Origin of the sequence: Streptomyces sp. NBC_00223 (assembly GCF_036199905.1) — a bacterium.
Taxonomy (GTDB): Bacteria; Actinomycetota; Actinomycetes; order Streptomycetales; family Streptomycetaceae; genus Actinacidiphila.
In genome coordinates this window covers 7,257,393-7,274,547 of record NZ_CP108109.1, presented here as the reverse complement: position 1 = coordinate 7,274,547, position 17,155 = coordinate 7,257,393, and the positions used below count along the sequence as shown (strand labels likewise).

Annotated in this window: 13 protein-coding genes; 4 read left to right on the top strand and 9 right to left on the bottom strand. The window is 74.5% G+C overall.

Annotated features, from left to right (window positions below; genetic code table 11):
- Positions 1-393: 393 nt before the first annotated feature.
- Positions 394-1,899 (bottom strand): MocR-like transcription factor YczR, encoded by a 1,506-nt coding sequence (gene yczR, locus OHA30_RS31080; protein WP_328917187.1) that lies wholly within the window; start codon positions 1,897-1,899, stop codon positions 394-396.
- Between the two features lie 190 nt (positions 1,900-2,089).
- Between yczR and yczE the strand changes: the two genes are divergently transcribed.
- Both yczE and OHA30_RS31070 read left to right on the top strand, forming a co-directional pair.
- The gene (gene yczE, locus OHA30_RS31075) at positions 2,090-2,848 is read left to right on the top strand and encodes a membrane protein YczE (protein ID WP_328918068.1); all 759 of its coding nucleotides are present in this window, start codon (positions 2,090-2,092) and stop codon (positions 2,846-2,848) included.
- A 256-nt stretch (positions 2,849-3,104) separates the two neighbouring features.
- Positions 3,105-3,479, top strand: a complete 375-nt coding sequence (locus tag OHA30_RS31070) for an RNA polymerase-binding protein RbpA (RefSeq protein WP_093713023.1) — start codon at positions 3,105-3,107, stop codon at positions 3,477-3,479.
- A 612-nt stretch (positions 3,480-4,091) separates the two neighbouring features.
- Here the strand turns inward: OHA30_RS31070 and fxsA are convergent.
- The gene (gene fxsA / locus OHA30_RS31065) at positions 4,092-4,715 is read right to left on the bottom strand and encodes an FxsA family membrane protein (protein WP_328917186.1); all 624 of its coding nucleotides are present in this window, start codon (positions 4,713-4,715) and stop codon (positions 4,092-4,094) included.
- Positions 4,716-4,808: 93 nt separating this feature from the next.
- Here fxsA and OHA30_RS31060 point away from each other — a divergent pair, with 93 nt between their 5' ends.
- Entirely contained in the window at positions 4,809-5,765 is a 957-nt protein-coding gene (locus OHA30_RS31060; protein ID WP_328917185.1) for a hypothetical protein, read from the top strand.
- 155 nt (positions 5,766-5,920) lie between these two features.
- Here OHA30_RS31060 and OHA30_RS31055 read toward each other — a convergent pair whose 3' ends face one another.
- The 5 genes from OHA30_RS31055 to OHA30_RS31035 form a co-directional block, all read right to left on the bottom strand.
- Complete coding sequence (locus OHA30_RS31055) at positions 5,921-6,685, bottom strand: polyprenol monophosphomannose synthase (protein ID WP_328917184.1); 765 nt, start codon at positions 6,683-6,685, stop codon at positions 5,921-5,923.
- Positions 6,682-8,370, bottom strand: a complete 1,689-nt coding sequence (lnt, locus tag OHA30_RS31050) for an apolipoprotein N-acyltransferase (protein ID WP_405786026.1) — start codon at positions 8,368-8,370, stop codon at positions 6,682-6,684. Before lnt ends, OHA30_RS31055 begins: the two co-directional genes overlap by 4 nt.
- A 1,333-nt stretch (positions 8,371-9,703) precedes the next feature.
- Positions 9,704-11,377, bottom strand: a complete 1,674-nt coding sequence (locus tag OHA30_RS31045; protein WP_405784984.1) for an amidohydrolase — start codon at positions 11,375-11,377, stop codon at positions 9,704-9,706.
- 65 nt (positions 11,378-11,442) lie between these two features.
- On the bottom strand, positions 11,443-11,883 hold the full coding sequence (locus tag OHA30_RS31040) for an Lrp/AsnC family transcriptional regulator (protein WP_328917183.1): 441 nt from the start codon (positions 11,881-11,883) through the stop codon (positions 11,443-11,445).
- Between the two features lie 170 nt (positions 11,884-12,053).
- Positions 12,054-13,298 (bottom strand): FAD-binding protein, encoded by a 1,245-nt coding sequence (locus OHA30_RS31035; RefSeq protein ID WP_405784986.1) that lies wholly within the window; start codon positions 13,296-13,298, stop codon positions 12,054-12,056.
- Between the two features lie 296 nt (positions 13,299-13,594).
- Here OHA30_RS31035 and OHA30_RS31030 point away from each other — a divergent pair, with 296 nt between their 5' ends.
- A complete protein-coding gene (locus OHA30_RS31030) occupies positions 13,595-14,050 on the top strand; it encodes a hypothetical protein (protein ID WP_328917182.1) in 456 nt (151 codons plus the stop codon).
- Positions 14,051-14,328: 278 nt separating this feature from the next.
- Here the strand turns inward: OHA30_RS31030 and OHA30_RS31025 are convergent, their stop codons facing one another.
- Positions 14,329-15,507, bottom strand: a complete 1,179-nt coding sequence (locus OHA30_RS31025; protein WP_328917181.1) for an acyl-CoA dehydrogenase family protein — start codon at positions 15,505-15,507, stop codon at positions 14,329-14,331.
- 245 nt (positions 15,508-15,752) lie between these two features.
- Entirely contained in the window at positions 15,753-17,009 is a 1,257-nt protein-coding gene (locus tag OHA30_RS31020) for an SLC13 family permease (RefSeq protein WP_328918064.1), read from the bottom strand.
- Positions 17,010-17,155 lie beyond the last annotated feature (146 nt).

The following is a 17,155-nucleotide window of genomic DNA, read 5'->3' as shown; positions in this document are numbered from 1 at the left end:
CCGCAGCCCGACCCGCGTATCCGCAGCAGCGGAAGGCCCGGCACGCGCCCCGCACGCCACACCACAACCCGCCGCGACGGCGGGAAGCCCGACGACGCGAACCGGCGGCGCCGAACCGGCCGCAACCCCACGCACCACCCCCCCGGGGGGCCCGGCACGGCACCGCCGGACTCCGCCGTGCCGCGTCCCGCCGCGGCGGCGGGAGGGAGTTGGCGCCCCACCGGAAACGGGCACGTGCCCCCACGGCAAGCCACACCGCCGCAGCGGCGCGAAGCCAGGCAGTGCCGAACCGGCCGCGACCCCCACACGCCACCCCCAGGGCGGACGCCCGGCCGTGCCGAACCCGCCGCGACAGGCTCGCGCCGACCGGGGCGGACGCCCCGCGGCGGGGGGTCAGGCCACGAAGAGGCTGGAGCCCTCGCCGTCCGCGCCGCCGCCGGAGCGGACGAGGTCCGCCGCCTGCGCGAGCCGCGCCGCGGCCTGCGCGGCCGCCGGCCCGCTCACCGTGAAGGGGATCCGGACGAAGGACTCGAACGCGCCGTCCACCCCGAACCGCGGCCCGGACGGCACCCGCACACCCAGCCGCTCCCCCGCCACGGCCAGCCGCGACCCGGACACATCCCCCGTACGGACCCACATCGTCATCCCGCCGCGCGGCACCGTGAAGTCCCACCCGGGCGTGTGCTCCCGCAGCGCCGCCGCGAGATCGTCCCGGCACTCCCTGGCCCGCTCGCGGCGCGCCGCGAGCGCCTGGTCCCAGCCCCCACCCCGCAGCAGCCACGCCACCGCGAGCTGATCCACCACGGGCGACCCGAGGTCGAGGTAGGCGCGGGCCGACACCAGGCGCCGGACCACGTCCGGCGTCGTCCGCACCCAGCCGATCCGCAGCCCCGCCCACACCGCCTTGCTCGCCGAGCCGACCGTCATCACCGTGCCGCCGCGATCGAACGCGGCCATCGGCCGTACGCCCGACTCCTCACCGTCCAGGGTGAGTTCGGCCATCGTCTCGTCGGCGACCACGACCGTACCGGCCGCGCGCGCGGCCTCCACCAGCTCGCGCCGCTGATCGTCACCGACCAGCGTCCCGGTCGGATTGTGGTAGTCGGGCATGACATACGCCATCCTCGGCGCCGCGTCCCGCAGCACCCGCCGCCACGCGCCCATGTCCCAGCCGCCAAGCCCCTCGCGCAGGGCCACCGGGACCAGCCGGGAGCCGGTCTCGCGGAAGAGTTCGAGCACATTGGCGTAGCTGGGCGACTCGACGGCGACCCGCTCGCCGAACCCGACCAGCCGCCGGGCCGCCGCGCCGATCGCCCCCATCGCCCCGGTCGTCACCATGATCTGCTCGGGCATCGTCGGCACTCCGCGCGCGGTGTAACGGTCCGCGATGGCCTCCCGCAGCACCGGCAGCCCGGCCGGGAAGTCGCCGTGCGTGGCGGCGTACGCGGGCAGTTCGGCGAGCGCCCCCTGTACGGCCCGGGTCAACCACGGCTCGGGCGCGGGCAGCGCGGCGCAGCCGAGGTCGATGACGGAGCCGGCGGCGTCCGGCGGCAGCGGCTCCAGGCTGCGCGAGGGCAGTACGTGGCCCTCGGGGATCGCCGTCCAACTGCCCGCGCCCCGCCGGGATCTGGCGAACCCCTCGGCCCGCAGCGCCTCGTACGCCGCCGCGACGGTCGTCCGGCTGACACCGAGGGCGAGCGCGAGTTCACGCTCGGCGGGCAGCCGCGCGGTGACCTGAACGCGGCCTTCGAGCACCAGCAGCCGTACCCCGTCGGCGAGCGCCCGGTACGCGGGGAGCCGCCGACCGGTGCCGTTGCCGTTGCCGCCCGAGGCGACCGGTCCGGGTTCGAGGAGCCGGGCCAGGTGCGCCGCACTCACCGAAGCGGTCCACTGAGTCATGGAAGTCAGTCCACCTTTCGCGGATTGGCTGTGGTTCGCACGCCCTTACAGGCCACAGAGTGGCATGTGCGCTCACTCGACCGCCAGGGGGGTTCCGTTGTTCCCGTTCCGCCGCCGCCTCTCACCTCGTACCCGCTTGCCGTCCGGCGCCCGCCTCGCACCTCGCGCCCGCCTCTCCCTCGGTGGCCGAATATCCGGCCCGCCGCCGTACGGCCGACTGGTCCGCCTCTACTGCGGCCTGGCCCTGTACGGCGCGAGCGACGCGCTGATCATCAGGGCCGCGCTCGGCCTCGACCCGTGGGACGTCTTCCACCAGGGCCTGTCGCGGCTGAGCGGCATCAGTATCGGCGTCGTCTCCATTGTCGTCGGCGCGGTCGTACTCCTGCTGTGGTGGCCGATCCGGCAGCGCCCGGGCCTGGGTACGGTCTCGAACGTCGTCCTGGTCGGCACCGTGATCGACCTCACCATGGCCGTGGTTCCGCAGTACCACGCGCTCGCGGTCCGTATTCCGCTGCTGGTGGCGGGCGTGGTGCTGAACGGCGTCGCGACCGGCCTGTACATCAGCGCCCGCTTCGGCCCGGGGCCGCGCGACGGCCTGATGACGGGGCTGCACCGCAGGGCCGGCCGCTCGCTGCGGCTGATCCGTACGGCGATCGAGCTGGGCGTGCTGGGCGCGGGATTCGCGCTCGGCGGCGGGGTGGGGGTGGGTACGGTGCTGTACGCCGTGACGATCGGGCCGCTCGCCCAGTTCTTCCTGCGGGTCTTCGCGCTGCCGGAGCGGCCGGGGCGGGCGCCGGAGGGCCTGGCAGGGCCGCCCTCGGGGGCTGCGGCCGAGCCCTCCTCGGAGCCCGTCCCGGGCGGGGGCGAACCGGCCCGGGACCCGGCGGTGACCGCATCTGGCACGATTCGCCGGGAAGCGCCGGAACGCGCGGCAGTGGACCCGATTTAGCCATGGGCGGCGCGGCCCGGTAGTGTACGCGGTTGGCCCAGTAGCTTGACCGTTACTGCACGCAAAAGATACGACTGCACCGGGTGACATCTCTGCCCAGATGTGACAAAACGGGCGCCGGTGGGTACAAACAGGGGCGACACGACGGGCGACGCATATCCCTAAACGGGAATCTTCACCGCCGACCGGACGTTGACCGGATGACGACGACAGCGACACCTGTCCTGTGGGCGACCAAGCCCGGGAGGCACGATTCATGAGTGAGCGAGCTCTCCGCGGCACGCGACTCGGGGCCACCAGCTACGAGACCGACCGCGGTATCGATCTGGCCCCGCGCCAGACCGTTGAGTACGCATGCCGGAACGGCCATCGCTTTGAGATGCCGTTCTCGGTAGAGGCCGAGATTCCTCCGGAGTGGGAGTGCCGCGCCTGCGGCCAGACCGCGCTGCTGGTGGACGGAGAAGGCCCCGAGGAGAAGACCACCAAGCCCGCGCGCACGCACTGGGACATGCTCATGGAGCGGCGCACGCTGGAGGAGCTGGAGGAGGTGCTGGCCGAGCGGCTGGCCGTCCTGCGCTCCGGGGCGATGAACATCGCGGTGCACCCGCGAGACAACCGTAAGAGCGCCTGAACACAGGCCCCAGACCCGCGACGGTCTGGGGCCCCCGACACTTCCGCCCGGCGCGGAGCGCAACCGCGCTCCGCGCCGGGCGTTTGACGTGCGGACGCGCCCCCCGAGCGGGGCGGGTGACGACGTCGTGCTGCGGGAACATGACCGCGCGGCCGACCCGGTACGCGCCCAAGCGCGGGGCCGCACCGAAGGCGCCTGGAGCCCCGCCCAGCCCCGCCCGAAGGGCGAGTTCTTTTCCGCCGCGACGGCGGGAAGCCCTGCGGCGCGGACCGGCGGTGCCCGAACAACCCCCACCCACGAGGCCCGCCGCCACACCGCCGAACACGCCCAACCCGCGTCCCGCCGTTGCGGCGGAAAAGGGCGGGGCACGCCTATACCTGACATCCCGCCGTCGCGGCGGAAAGAGGGCCGACGCCCGTCCAGTCCAGGGGCGCGCAGGTAACGACGCTGTAGCGCGCGGAACGCGGCCTCGCGGCCGCACCGGCTACCCGCCCGGAGGGCGGCTGGGCCCCGTTCGGCCTGCGGGAACCTCTCCCGCTCGCAGGGCCCGAAACACGTCCGCGGCCGCGCCGCGACCCCGCTGGGGTCGAGATCACCCGCCCGCCGGGAGGGCTACTGCTTGGGCGGCTCGTCGTCGTGCGGGGGGATGACCTCGCCCGGGATGACCTTGCCGTCGGGACGGTGGATGCGGGCCTGGTCGCCCGCGTCACGGGCCTGCTGGAAGAAGTCGCCGAGCGAGCCCGGCTCCCCGGCCACCGGCGTCCGCTTGGCCAGCGCCCGGTTCGCCGCCCGCTCCCCCAGATGGCCGATCAGCTTCCGGGTCGGCGGGAAGAGCAGCAGCAGCGCCACCCCGTCCGAGACGAACCCCGGGATCATCAGCAGCAGCCCACCGAGCATGTGCAGCCCCGTACGGCCGCCCCCGGCGGGCTGCACCGGCCGCGGCGCGCCCTCGGCCCCCTCCCCCTGGGCGGAGCCCTGCTGTACGGACGCCGCGAGATTCCGCCACGCGCTGCGCCCGGCCCGCTTCACCGCCGCCGCGCCCAGCAGGAAGCCCGCCAGGATGAACAACAGCACCACGAGCCCACTGGTCGCCTGGGCCACCACCGTGAGCAGCCAGATCTCCAGCACCGCCCACGCCGCGACCGTCAGCGGCACCAGTGTGCGGGCACGCGACCGTCGCCGCGGCTGCCGGGGATCGGAGGCCGGGCGGACAGGGGGCGGAGAACTCATCGTCATACCGTCAAGTGTGCCAAAGAGAAGGTAAAGCCGGACCGTCTCCCCCGCGGCTTCGGGTGGACCGCGGCCACGCGGGACGACACGATGCCCCGTGTGACGCACAACCAGGGCCACGACGGCCATGACCTCCCCGGCGACGGCCGCGAGAGCCGGGCCGACGACGACCGCACCACCGCCGACGAGCCCTCCGACGAGCCCGCCGGCCGGCCCGCCGAAGGGGCCCCGGAAGCCCCCGCCGCCGACACCGCCCACACCGCCGACGACACCGTCACCGCCCGCCTCGCCCGGATCGAAGCCCTGCTCACCGACGCCGCCCGCGTCGCGCCCGCGCACGGCGGCGCCCCCGCCCCAGGAGGCCCCGCCCGGGGCCTCGCCGAGGCCGAGCAGCGGCTTGTCCCGGCCTGGCGCCGTATCACCCGGGGTGAGACCCGCTGGGCCTCCAGCGCCGCCGTCCTGGCCGCTGTCGCGCTCCAGATCGCGCTGCCCGCGCGCTTCGCGATCCACCCGCAGTGGCTGACGCCCGGCATCGAGCTGGCCCTGCTGTTCGCCCTGATCGCGGCCAATCCGCACCGCATCGAGCGCGGCTCACGCGCCTACCGCTGGACCGGCCTCGGTCTGACCGCCCTGCTCAGCGCCACCAACGCGATCGCCGCCGTCCGGCTGGTCCAGGGCCTGATCCGCGGCACCGAAGGCGGAGGGGCGGGTCCACTGCTGGCGATCGGCGGCTCGATCTGGCTGACGAATGTCATCGCCTTCGCGCTCTGGTACTGGGAGTACGACCGCGGCGGTCCGATCGCCCGGGCCCGGGCCGACCGCCAGACACCCGACTTCCTCTTCGTCCAGATGCAGGTGCCCGAGGTCGCGCCGGCGCACTGGGAGCCGACGTTCCTCGACTACTTCTATCTGTCGTTCACCAACGCCACCGCGTTCAGCCCCACCGACGTCATGCCGCTGGCCCGGTCGGCGAAGATGCTGATGCTGCTCCAGGCCGCGGTGTCCCTGCTGACGGTCGTGCTCGTGGTGGCCCGGGCCGTCAACATCCTCAAGTGACGACCCCCATCGACCCTCACCGGTCCTGACCGGCCCCCACCGGCCCCTGCCGGCGGCCACCCGCTGCCCCCACCCGAGGGCAGCCGGAGCCGTAGAGCCACGGCAAGCTATCAAGCTACGGAGATCCATGGCCGGCTACGGCGATCTGCCGCAGGCTACGGATTACGCCCGGTGATCTTGTTCGCCCGCGCCCCGACACCCCACGCCGTGACCCGCCACAGCGCCTCGACCACGATGTTGCGGCTCATCTTGCTGTCGCCGCGCTCCCGCTCGACAAAGGTGATCGGCACCTCCACCACGTGGAAGCCCGCCTTGACCGCGCGCCAGGCCAGGTCGACCTGGAAGCAGTAGCCGGCCGAGGCGACCTCGGTCATGCCCAGGCCCTCCAGGGTCTCCTTGCGGAACGCCCGGTATCCGCCGGTGACATCACGGATCGGCACGTCCAGCAGCAGCCGGGAGTACGTGCTGCCGCCGCGCGAGAGGTACTCGCGGGACTTGGGCCAGTTCACCACCCGGCCGCCGGGAATCCAGCGCGAGCCGAGGACGAGGTCGGCGCCCTTGAGTGCCGTGAGCAGCCGTGGCAGCTCTTCCGGCTGATGGGAGCCGTCCGCGTCCATCTCGACCAGGACGCCGTAGCCCGCGTCGATTCCCCACTGGAAACCGGCCAGGTAGGCGGCGCCCAGTCCCTCCTTGCCCCTGCGGTGCAGCACGTGCACCTGCTCGTCGCCGGCGGCCAGCTCGTCGGCCAGCTTGCCGGTGCCGTCGGGGCTGTTGTCGTCGGCGACCAGAACGTCCGCGTCGGGGACGGACGACCGTACCCGCTTGACGATCTGCTTGACGTTCTCGGCCTCGTTGTAGGTCGGAATGATGACCAGGACCTTGCCGAGCGGGCCGAAACTCCGCTGCTCGTCCTCGTTCACTGCTGCCTTTGCCCTTTCGCCGTGCGGTCGCGGTCGCGCCTGCCGATCGCGACAGCGGCCGCACAGGACAGGAGCCCCACGATAGCGAGAGTCCACTCCGGCACCGCACCGACGCGATCGGCGACGGTTTTCTCGTCGCGCAGCGGGATATCGGCACTGAGTACCTGCTGAGTGAACTCCGCGCTGCGCTGCTCGATCTTCCCATCCGGCGCGACAATCGCGCTGATCCCGCTGGTGGCCGCGGTGACCACGGCCCGGCCGTGCTCGATCGCGCGCAGCCTGGACATGGCGAGCTGCTGTTCGGGCTGTCCGGTACGTCCGTAGGTGGCGTTGTTGGTCTGTACGACGATGGCCCGGGCGCCGGCGTTCACGGTGTCGCGCACGATGCCGTCGTAGGCCACCTCGAAGCAGATGACGTCGCCCAGCCGGGCCGGGCCGATCCGCAGCACGCCGGTGCCCTTGCCGGGGTAGAAGTCGCGCGGGATCTCGTCGAGGCGGTGGATGACCTTGGTGAGCTGGGCGCGGAAGGGCACGTACTCGCCGAAGGGCACGGGGTGCTGCTTGGTGTAGTGGGCGCCGGGGCCGGTGACCGGGTCCCAGACGATGCCCTCGTTCTGCACGTGGGTCTTGTCCGGGCCGTCGACCAGGGCGCCGACGAGTACGGGCACGCCGACCGCCTGCACGGCCTGGGTGATCTTGTCGTACGCGGCCGGGTTGGAGAAGGGGTCCAGGTCGGAGGAGTTCTCCGGCCACAGCACCAGGTCGGGCTTGGGCACCCGGCCGGCCTTGATGTCGGCGGCGAGCTTGAGGGTGGCCCGGACATGGTTGTCGAGGATCATCATCGGCCGGCCCAGGAAGTGCATCCCGGGCTGCTGGACGTCGCCCTGCACGACGGCGATGCGTACGTGGTCGGTGGCATTGGTGTGCACCGGTACGAGCAGGCCCGCGCAGAGCACGGCCCCGGACAGGACGAGCGCGCCGGCCCCCGGCAGGGCCGTACGCAGGGCCCCCTGACGCCTCCACAGCCGTACGGCGGCGAGCGCGGCGGCGGCCAGCAGGGTGCCGCTGAGCGCGACCGCGAAGCTGACCAGCGGGGCGCCGCCGAGCGCGGCGAGCGGGGTGTACGGGGAGCCGGTGTTGGCGAAGGCGAGGCGGCCCCACGGGAAGCCGCCGAACGGCAGCCGGTCGCGGGCCAGTTCCTCGGCCACCCACAGGCACGCGGCCCACAGCGGCCAGCCGGGGAGCTTCTGGCTGAGCACGAGGCAGGCGCCGAGCGAGGCGACGAAGGCCGCCTCGATGGCCGAAAGACCCACGACCGCGTCCCAGCCGACCACGCGCAGCCAGGCCAGCAGCCAGATGAAGAACGGCAGCGCGAACGCGAAGCCCAGCCAGGCGCCCTGACCCACGGTCCGGCCGCGCATCAGCAGGGACAGCGCGGCGACCGCGACGATCGACAGCGGCCACACGTCGAACGGCGGGAACGCCAGGGTCAGGGCGAGACCGGAGACGACGGCCACGGCCGTGCCGGGCGCGGCCCGGCGGGCGACCGCGCGCAGCCGCCGCCACCGCGAGGCCGGGCCGGGCCCGCCTTCGGGGGGCGGCGCGGTGACAACGGCCTCGGCGGCGGGTCCCGGTCCCCGGCCGGGCCCGGCCGGGGGCGCCGCGGGGTCGGGGGCGGGGCGCAGGCGCACGTTCGCGGCCTTCCTGCAGGTGAAGAGGTGGTGGAAGGTGACGGTACCTCCTGTGGGCCCCGGGAAGGACGTCAGCCCGCCGTTCCCACCCCTTTCCCGCCATCCGCGCCCGCCCCACCGGCCGCATACGCCGGGCCTCGCGCGGGGCCCGCCGCAGCGGAACGGCCCCGAAGGGCCAATCTCCTCCCCGCCGCGACGGCGGGACGCGCCCCACCGGCCGAATTCCTCCCCGGGGCCGGGACGCGGCCCACCACCGCCCCGGCCCCAAGGGCCAACTTTTCCCCGCCGCGACGGCGGGACGCGAGACGAAGCAGCCCGGCGGTGCCATACCGCCCTACAGAGGCCAACGCCACACCCGGCCCGGAGGGCCAATCTCCTCCCCGCCGCGACGGCGGGACGCGAGACGAAGCAGCCCGGCGGTGCCATACCGCCCTACAGAGGCCAACGCCACACCCGGCCCGAAGGGCCAATCTCTCCCCCGCCGCGACGGCGGGACGCGAGACGAAGCAGCCCGGCGGTGCCGAACCGCCCTACAGGGGTCAACGCCACGCCAGGCCCGCCAGGGCCGATCTCCTCCCCGCCGCGACGGCAGACCGCGGCCCACCGCGCGCCCCGGCCCGAAGGGCCAATCTCCTCCCCGCCGCAACGGCGGGACGCGAGACGAAGCACCCCGGCGGTGCCGAACCGCCCGTCAGCGGCCCCACGCCGAGCCAGGCCCCAAGGGCCAACTTCTCCCCGCCGCGACGGCGGGACGCGAGACGAAGCAGCCCGGCGGTGCCGAACCGCCCTACAGGGGTCAACGCCACGCCGGGCCCGCCAGGGCCACCCGCCCCGCCGCAGGCGAGAGAGAACGCCGCCCCAGTCCCCCCAAGCCGCCCGCAGGGCATATCGCGGAACGGGCCCGGACGACCTTCGGGCCGACCTGGGACCCGCTGGCTGCGGGTCGGCACCGAGGCCGTTGTCTACTGGGCGTCCGGGCCCTTCCCGGGTCACACCTGTCGATCGGGCGGCACTCCCCGCCGTCCCCTCCCGGGGTGGTGGGAAGAGCCCCCGCGTTCCGCGTCGCGGGCGCTGGACCTGGCTGCCAGTGGCGGCGCGCCCGTGCGGCGCGGCGCCCCATGGCCCAGCGACGTTCGACGCAACCGCGGAGAGCCCCCGGTCCGACGTCCTGTGGTGGACTCGGCCGAACCTACTCGCCTCCGACCAGCAACTGTCAACACCCCTTTGACCTGCGGACTTTCACCAAATCAGCAGGTCAGTGCAGTGCCTTGCGGCCTGCCGCGACAGGCCGAGGGCACACCGTTCGGACGCATGCGGCAACCTCCGCTCACCCGTTCGGCCGCGCGTGGACCGTACGCCCGCCGACCACCGTACGCAGCGCGGTCGGCAGATCACCGCCCGGGGTCAGATCGGGCAGGCCGGGGGTGCCGGAGCGGGGGTCGGTGGACCAGTTGGCGACCCGCTCGTCGGGTGTCTGCACCACGAGGTCGCCGACCCGCCAGACGGCGTAGTCGGCGGGCGCCCCGGGCACGAGCACGCCGGCGTCGTCGCGGCCGACGGCCCGCCAGCCGCCGCGGGTGTGGGCGTTGAACGCGGCCCGGGCGGAGATGCGGTGGCCGGGCGTGCGGTGGAAGGCGGCGGCCCGTACCGCGCCCCACGGGTCGAGCGGGGTGACTGGGCTGTCGGAGCCTAGGACCAGCGGCACGCCCGCGCGGGTCATGGCGGCGAAGGGGTTGAGCGCGGCGGCCCGCTCGGCGCCGAGCCGCTGGGCGTACATGCCGTCGGCGCCGCCCCAGGCCGCGTCGAAGGCGGGCTGCACGGAGGCGACCAGGCCGAATTCGGCGAAGGCCGCGATCGTCTCGTCGGTCATCAGTTCGGCGTGCTCCACGCGGTGCCGCAGCGCCCGTACCCGGTCGAGCCCGACGGCCTCGGCGGCGGCCCGTACGCCGGAGACCACCGCGCTGATCGCCGCGTCGCCGATGGCGTGGAAGCCGGCCTGGACCCCGGCCTGTGAGCAGAGCGTCAGATGGCGGGCGACGGTCTCGTGGTCGAGGTGGGCCACGCCGGTGTGCGGGGCGTCGGCGTAGGGCGCGTGCAGCCAGGCGGTACGGGAGCCGAGGGAGCCGTCCACGAAGAGGTCGCCGCCCGCCCCGACCGCGCCGAGGTCATGGAGACGGTCCAGGTCGGCGGGGGTGCTCACGGCCTGCGCCCAGTAGCCGAAGACCCGCGGTCCCGGCTCCGGGTCCCCGGCGAGGGCCAGCAGCCCGGTCAGGTCGTCCTCGGAGGAGATGTCGGGGCCCGCGCACTCGTGCAGGGTGCCGATGCCCTGGGCGGCGGCGTGCCGCAGCGCGGCCCGCTGGGCGGCGGCCCGCTGACCGGGGGTCACGGCGGCGTACGCGGCCCGCCGCGCCGCGTGGTGGGCGTCGGCGGTCAGCGGCGCCCGCGGGTCGAAGCCGGACAGCTCGGCGACCCCGGGGACGAGGTCGAGCAGGGCGCTGCTGACCACCGCGGAGTGCACATCGGTGCGGGTCAGATAGACCGGCCGGCCGCCGACCGCCTCGTCCAGCTCGGCGCGGGTCGGCGGGCGCCGCTCGGGCCAGCCGGTCTCGTCCCAGCCGTGGCCGAGCAGCACCCGGTCGCCGGGGTTGGCGGCGGCGTGTGCGGCGGTACGGGCCAGCGCCTCGGTCAGGGTGCGGACGCCGGTCAGGTCGAGGCCGGTGAGGGCGAGCCCGGTCGCGGTGGTGTGCACATGGGCGTCGGTGAACGCCGGGGTGACCAGGGCGCCTTCGAGCTGGACGACGGAATCGACGCCGTCGGCGAAGGAGTCCGCGGCCCCTTCGGAACCGACCCAGGCGACGGTGTCGCCGTCCACCACCATGGCGGTGGCGAACGGGTCGGCGGGGCTGTAGACGAAGCCCCCGCGCAGCAGCACGGTGCCGGTCGGCGGGTGGTCAGGGGTGGCTGCCGTGAGGGGGGCCGGCGCCCCGGAGGTGTGGTGCATGGGGAACAGTCTCTCCCCCGCGGCGGCCGTCGGGGGTGCCGGGTCGGGTCTCGTGGTCCGTCCGGTCAGATGTGCGGGGGCCGGGCCTCGTACGCCGTGGAGAGGACCACGGTGGTGCGGGTGGAGACCCCGGCCTGGCTGCGGATCCGGCCGAGCAGGTGCTCCAGCTCGATCGGGGTGGCGACCCGGACCTTGAGGATGTAGTTCTCGTCGCCCGCGACGCTGTGGCACGCCTCGATCTCGGCGATGTCCGCGAGCCGGTCGGCGATGTCGTCGGGGGCGCTGGGGTCGAAGGGCTTGACCGAGATGAACGCGGTGAGCGAGAGGCCGACCGACTCGGGGTCGATCAGGGCGGCGTAGCCCCGGATCACCCCGCGCTGCTCCAGTCTGCGCACGCGCTGGTGCACCGCCGAGGTGGACAGGCCCGTGGCCTTGCCCAGGTCGGTGTAGCTCATCCGCCCGTCGGCGACGAGAAGTTCCACGATGTGCCGGTCCAGCTCCTCCACAGCGGTTGACCTTACCGGCATCGGGGACGTCTCCGTCATGGGTGCGCCCCGGTCACGCGCCCGCCCGGCCCCGGGAAGGGCCGGCGGTACGGCCCCGGGCGCGGCCTCAGGCACGGCTGCGGGCGGGCCCCCGGGTACGGTCCCGGGCGCGGACTCCGGTACGGCCCGGCTCACGGGTGCAGCACCCGCCGCAGGAAGGCGTTGGTGAACTTCCCCGCCGGGTCGGTCCGTTCGGCCAGTGCCCGGAAGTCGGCCATCCGAGGGTAGGCGTCGCGCACCCGCCCGGGGTCGGTGGTGAAGAGCTTGCCCCAGTGCGGCCGCGGCTCGAAGGGCGCGAGGGCGGCCTCGACCCGGGCCAGCACCGGGGTGACCGAGACCGGGTCCTTGACCCAGGTGAAGTGCAGTCCCACGGTGTCCCGCCCGTACGCGGGGCTCAGCCACAGCCGGTCGGCGGCGACCGTACGGACCTCGCAGATCTGGAGCACCGGGGCGATGGCCTCGCGCAGCCCGGAGAGCGCGTCCAGGGCGGCCAGGGCGTGCGCGCGGGGCACCAGGTACTCGGACTGCAACTCCTCGCCGCTGCTGGGCGTGAAACCGGGCCGGAAGTGCGGCAGCCGCTCGTGCCAGGGGCCGGGCAGGCCGTCCTGCGCGGTGCAGTGCACGGGGTCCGCGCCGGGGACGGGGTGCAGCGGCCCGGTGGCGGGCGCGGTCCAGGGAAGTTCGGGGTCGGGGGCCCCGTCGAGCTGCTTGAGCCACACCTGCGTGAAGCGCGGCGCCCGCCAGTCGGTGAAGAGGCTGACGCTGTACGCGGCCCCGGTGATCGCGTCGAAGTGCGCGGTGGCGTCGGCGAGTTCGAGGCCGGTACGGACCCGTTGGCGGATCCGGAAGGCGGGGACGACATCGAGCGTGAGGTGGGTGACGACGCCCAGGGCGCCGAGGGAGACCACGGCCCCTTCGAAGAGGTCGGGCTCCTCCTCGCGGCTGAAGGCGCGGATGTCGCCGTCGGCGGTGACGAGTTCGAGGGCGCGGACCGAGGTGCCCAGGCCGCCGTTGGCGTCGCCGGAGCCGTGCGTGCCGGTGGCCACCGAGCCGGCCACCGAAATGTGCGGCAGGGACGCCAGGTTGGGCAGCGCGAAGCCGTGGGCCCAGAGTTCGGCGGCGAGTTCGGCGTAGCGCACTCCGGCGGCGACCCGGACGGTGGCCGCGGCGCTGTCGATGTCGATCCGCGCGGGCAGGGCGGCGACGTCGATCAGGACGCCGTCGGTGTCGGCGACGTCGCTGAAGGAGTGGCCGCTGCCGAGGGCCTTGACCCGGGGGCTGCCCGCGACCAGCGCGCGCAGTTCGTCCAGGTGCGCGGGGCGGTGCACCCGCTGCGCCGAAAAGGTGAGATTTCCCGCCCAGTTGGTTCGCATCATCCGCCGTTTCCGCCAGTCGGCGGGCCCGTACCGGCCTCGCCCCCGACACCGTACAAGGCCCAGGTCCTGGGGACGGAGGGGCGGGTACGCCCAGAGGCGCGGAGGGGGTGCGCGGGAGCACCGCGGGGGCGCACATGTCACGCGCGCACACAATGTGACGAAGGCCACACGGCGTGCGCCCCCGGGGCTTCCGGTGGCGCGATTACACGCGTAGCACGGCGGGAAGTGCTCGCTATGGCCGAGAGCGTGAAGCCGGGCCGGCCCGATGAGGCCATTCACCCAAGGGGGAACGCAGCATGCGTAACCATGTGCGCCACAGCCGCAGTGACCGGATCCAGCCGGACTTCGAGGAGGGGCACGAACGCGATTCCGTGCTCGCCGCCCTGGTCGCGGAGACCGAGGAGGCCGATGAGGTCTTCGACGAGGAGTTCGGGGACGCCCTGACGGTCTACTGCCCCGACTGCGCGCGGCCGATCGCCGTCCTCGCCGACGACGAGAGCCTGCCGGAGCACGCCATGTGCCCGACGCCGTGGAACCCGTTCGGTCTGACCGTCTGCGTGGGCTCCGGCCGCGCGGTGACGGACGCCAGGCCGCTCGACGGAGAAGGCGCGGACGCCGAGCAGGAGCTGGCGACGCTGCTCACGCTGCCCGCCGGGCTCGACTGGCGTACCCAGCCGTTCTCCCACGTGGGAGGGCCCGGCTCCCGGCCGCTGCGGCCGGTACGGGTGCCCGGACAGCGACTGGCGGCCTGAGGCGCGGGCCGGACACCGGTTCCGGCCCGCACCGCGAAAGTCCCGCCGGAGCGCTCCCGAGCCGCGGCGGCGTGAAGCCGCCGGAAGCCCTTGTGGAGCCTCCCGAGCCCCCGTCACGGCCGGGTGAGAGCCCCGCCGAGGTCCGGGAGAGCCGCCGAAGCCCCCGTGAAGGCCCGTCGAAGGCCCGTGCGGGCCACGCCGGGACTCCGGCGAAGCTCAGGACGGACTCCCGCCCGAGCGCCGCGCAGACGCCCGCCCGAGCCCACGCCGGGCCCCGGCTACGCGTCCCTGGACTCCGGTCCCACCAGGTGGCGGGCGATGACCATCCGCTGGATCTGGTTGGTGCCCTCGACGATCTGCAGCACCTTCGCCTCGCGCATGTAGCGCTCGACGGGGAAGTCCGCGGTGTAGCCGTAGCCGCCGAGCAGCTGTACGGCGTCGGTGGTCACCTGCATCGCGGTGTCGGTGCAGAAGAGCTTGGCCATCGCGGCCTGCCGGGAGAAGGGCAGGCCCGCGTCCCGCAGCCGGGCCGCCGTCAGATAGAGCGCGCGGCCCGCCTCGGTCCTCGTCGCCATGTCGGCGAGCATGAAGCGCAGCCCCTGGAAGTCGGCGATCGGCCGGGCGAACTGCCGGCGTTCCATGACGTAGGCGAGCGCCGCGTCCAGCGCCGCCTGGGCCACGCCGATCGCGCAGGCCGCGATCCCGAGCCGGCCGGAGTCCAGGGCGGACAGCGCGATGGCGAAGCCCTGCCCCTCCTCGCCGATCCGCCGGGCGTCGGGCACGCTCACCGCGTCGAAGTTCACCTGGGCGGTCGGCGAACCCTTCATGCCCATCTTCCGCTCGGGCGCGGCCGCGGACAGACCCGGCGCGTCGCCCGGTACGAGATACGCCGAGATGCCGCGCGCGCCCTCGCCGCCGCTGCGGGCCAGCACGGTGTAGAAGTCGGCGACGCCGCCGTGGGTGATCCACGCCTTGGTGCCGTCAAGGGTCCAGGTGTCGCCGTCGCGCACGGCCTTGGTGCGCAGGCTCGCCGCGTCGGAGCCGGAGGTGGGCTCCGACAGGCAGTACGCGCCCAGCTGCTCGCCGCCGAGCATGCCGGGCAGGTGGTCGGCCCGCTGCTCCTTGGAGCCGAAGCCGGCCAGGGCGTGGCACGCCAGCGTGTGGACGCTCACCCCGAGCCCGACCGTCAGCCGGGCCGCGGCCAGCTCTTCGAGCACCTGGAGATAGACCTCGTACGGCTGTCCGCCGCCGCCGTACTCCTCGGAGTACGGCAGGCCGAGCAGGCCGGCCCGGCCGATCACGCGGAAGGTCTCGCGCGGGAAGTGCCCGGCGTCCTCCTCGGCGGCCGCGGCGGGGGCGATCTCCCGCTGGGCCATCTCACGGGTGAGCGCCAGCAGGTCGCGGGCTTCCTCGGTGGGCAGTTGCCGGAGAACCGGCTGCGGGGCTTGCTGCGGCATGGCGGCACATCCTCCCGGTAGGGGGCGACGGTGGCGGCCGCCGTGGGTGTGGCGGGGCCTTCCGATGGGTCGGTACCCCGGACCCGATGGCTCCCGCGCCGGGTCACGGCGCGGGGTGATCAACGAGTCCGGCGGTTGGAGTATGCCCGATCGGCGTCCCCCCGTCACCAGGGCTCTTTTCCTGATCCTTACCCAGCTCCGCGCCCGGGTCCACGGCCGGCGGCCCTCCCCGTCCGGGTGACGGGCTAGGTCCCGGTGAGACGCAGGGCGGCCCACAGCCCCACCGTGGACGCGAGCAGCGTCGGCGGCACGGTGAGCAGGCCGAGCCGGGTGAAGGTGCGCAGTGAGGCGTCCGTGCCGTGCTCGCGCAGCACCCGGCGCCACAGCAGGGTGGCCAGCGAGCCCGCGTAGCCGAGGTTGGGGCCGAGGTTCACCCCGATCAGGACCGCGAGCACGGGTCCCGGGCCGCCCGCGGCGGCGATCGGGAGCAGCGCCAGTACGGCGGGCAGGTTGTTGATCACATTGGCCAGTACGGCGGCGAACGCGGCGATCGTCAGCAGCGCGGGCAGCCCGCTGCCGTCCGGCAGGAGGTGTCGCGCGGCGTCGCCGAGCCCGTTGTCGACGACGGCCTTGACCACGACGCCCAGGGCGAGCACGAACAGGCAGAACAGCGGCCCGGCGGCGGCCACCAGACCGCGTACGGTGGTCCGGCGGCGGCGCAGTGCCCGTACGGCCAGCACCAGCGCGCCGGCCAGCGCCGCCCAGGCCGGGTTGAGTCCGGCGAGCGAGGTGAGCGCGAAGCCGGCCAGTGTGAGGACGAGCACCACCAGGGTGAAGACCGGTACGGCGGGCGGCTCGTCGCGCTCGGGCGGGTGCTCGGTGACGGCGAGGTCGGCGGCGAAGAAGCGGCGGAAGACGGCGTACTCGATGCCGACGGCCAGCAGCCACGGCACCGCCATGAGCACCGCGAACCGGGTGAACGACACACCGGCCGCGGTGAAGGCGAGCAGGTTCGTCAGGTTGGAGACGGGCAGCAGCAGCGAGCCCGAGTTGGCCAGGTGGGCGCAGGCGTAGACGTGCGGGCGGGGCCGGGCGCCGGCCCGGGCGGCGGTGGCGATGACCACGGGGGTGAGCAGGACGACGGTCGCGTCCAGGCTGAGGACCGCGGTGACCAGCGCCGCGACGGCGAAGACCCCGGCGAGCAGGCGCCGCGGCTCGTCGCGGCAGAACCGCGCGACGGCGCCGCCCGCGGCGGTGAACAGGCCGTCGTCGGCGCAGAGTTCGGCCAGGACCAGGACGGCGGCGAGGAAGCCGACGACCGGGGCGAGTTCCTTGATCTGGGCCCAGGCGGCGGACGGCGACACCGCGCCGACGGCGGTGAGCAGGACGGCCGCCGGGACCGCGGCGGCCGCCTCCGGCCGGCCGTACGGGCGGAGTACGGCGAAGGCGAGAACGAGCAGAAGGGCGGCGGCGGAGAGGGTCTCGGCTGCGGGGGCGTTCAGCGGGGGGCCTCCACGGCGGGTGGGCGGGGTGACGCCATTCCACCACGGGGGTGCGCCTCGGGTGGGGTTTCCCCCGCCCGCCCGTCCCTTTTGTCCTCAGGCGCCGGACGGGCCGGTGAGGTGCGGACGGGCGGGGTGGGGGCCGC

Excerpts from the sequence above, each read along its gene's own strand:
- fxsA (WP_328917186.1), bottom strand. The coding sequence starts at position 4,715 with ATGACGATGAGTTCTCCGCCCCCTGTCCGCCCGGCCTCCGATCCCCGG.
- OHA30_RS31030 (WP_328917182.1), top strand. The coding sequence starts at position 13,595 with ATGCGTAACCATGTGCGCCACAGCCGCAGTGACCGGATCCAGCCGGAC.
- OHA30_RS31070 (WP_093713023.1), top strand. The coding sequence starts at position 3,105 with ATGAGTGAGCGAGCTCTCCGCGGCACGCGACTCGGGGCCACCAGCTAC.
- OHA30_RS31035 (WP_405784986.1), bottom strand. The coding sequence starts at position 13,298 with ATGATGCGAACCAACTGGGCGGGAAATCTCACCTTTTCGGCGCAGCGG.
- OHA30_RS31045 (WP_405784984.1), bottom strand. The coding sequence starts at position 11,377 with ATGCACCACACCTCCGGGGCGCCGGCCCCCCTCACGGCAGCCACCCCT.
- OHA30_RS31025 (WP_328917181.1), bottom strand. The coding sequence starts at position 15,507 with ATGCCGCAGCAAGCCCCGCAGCCGGTTCTCCGGCAACTGCCCACCGAG.
- yczR (WP_328917187.1), bottom strand. The coding sequence starts at position 1,899 with ATGACTCAGTGGACCGCTTCGGTGAGTGCGGCGCACCTGGCCCGGCTC.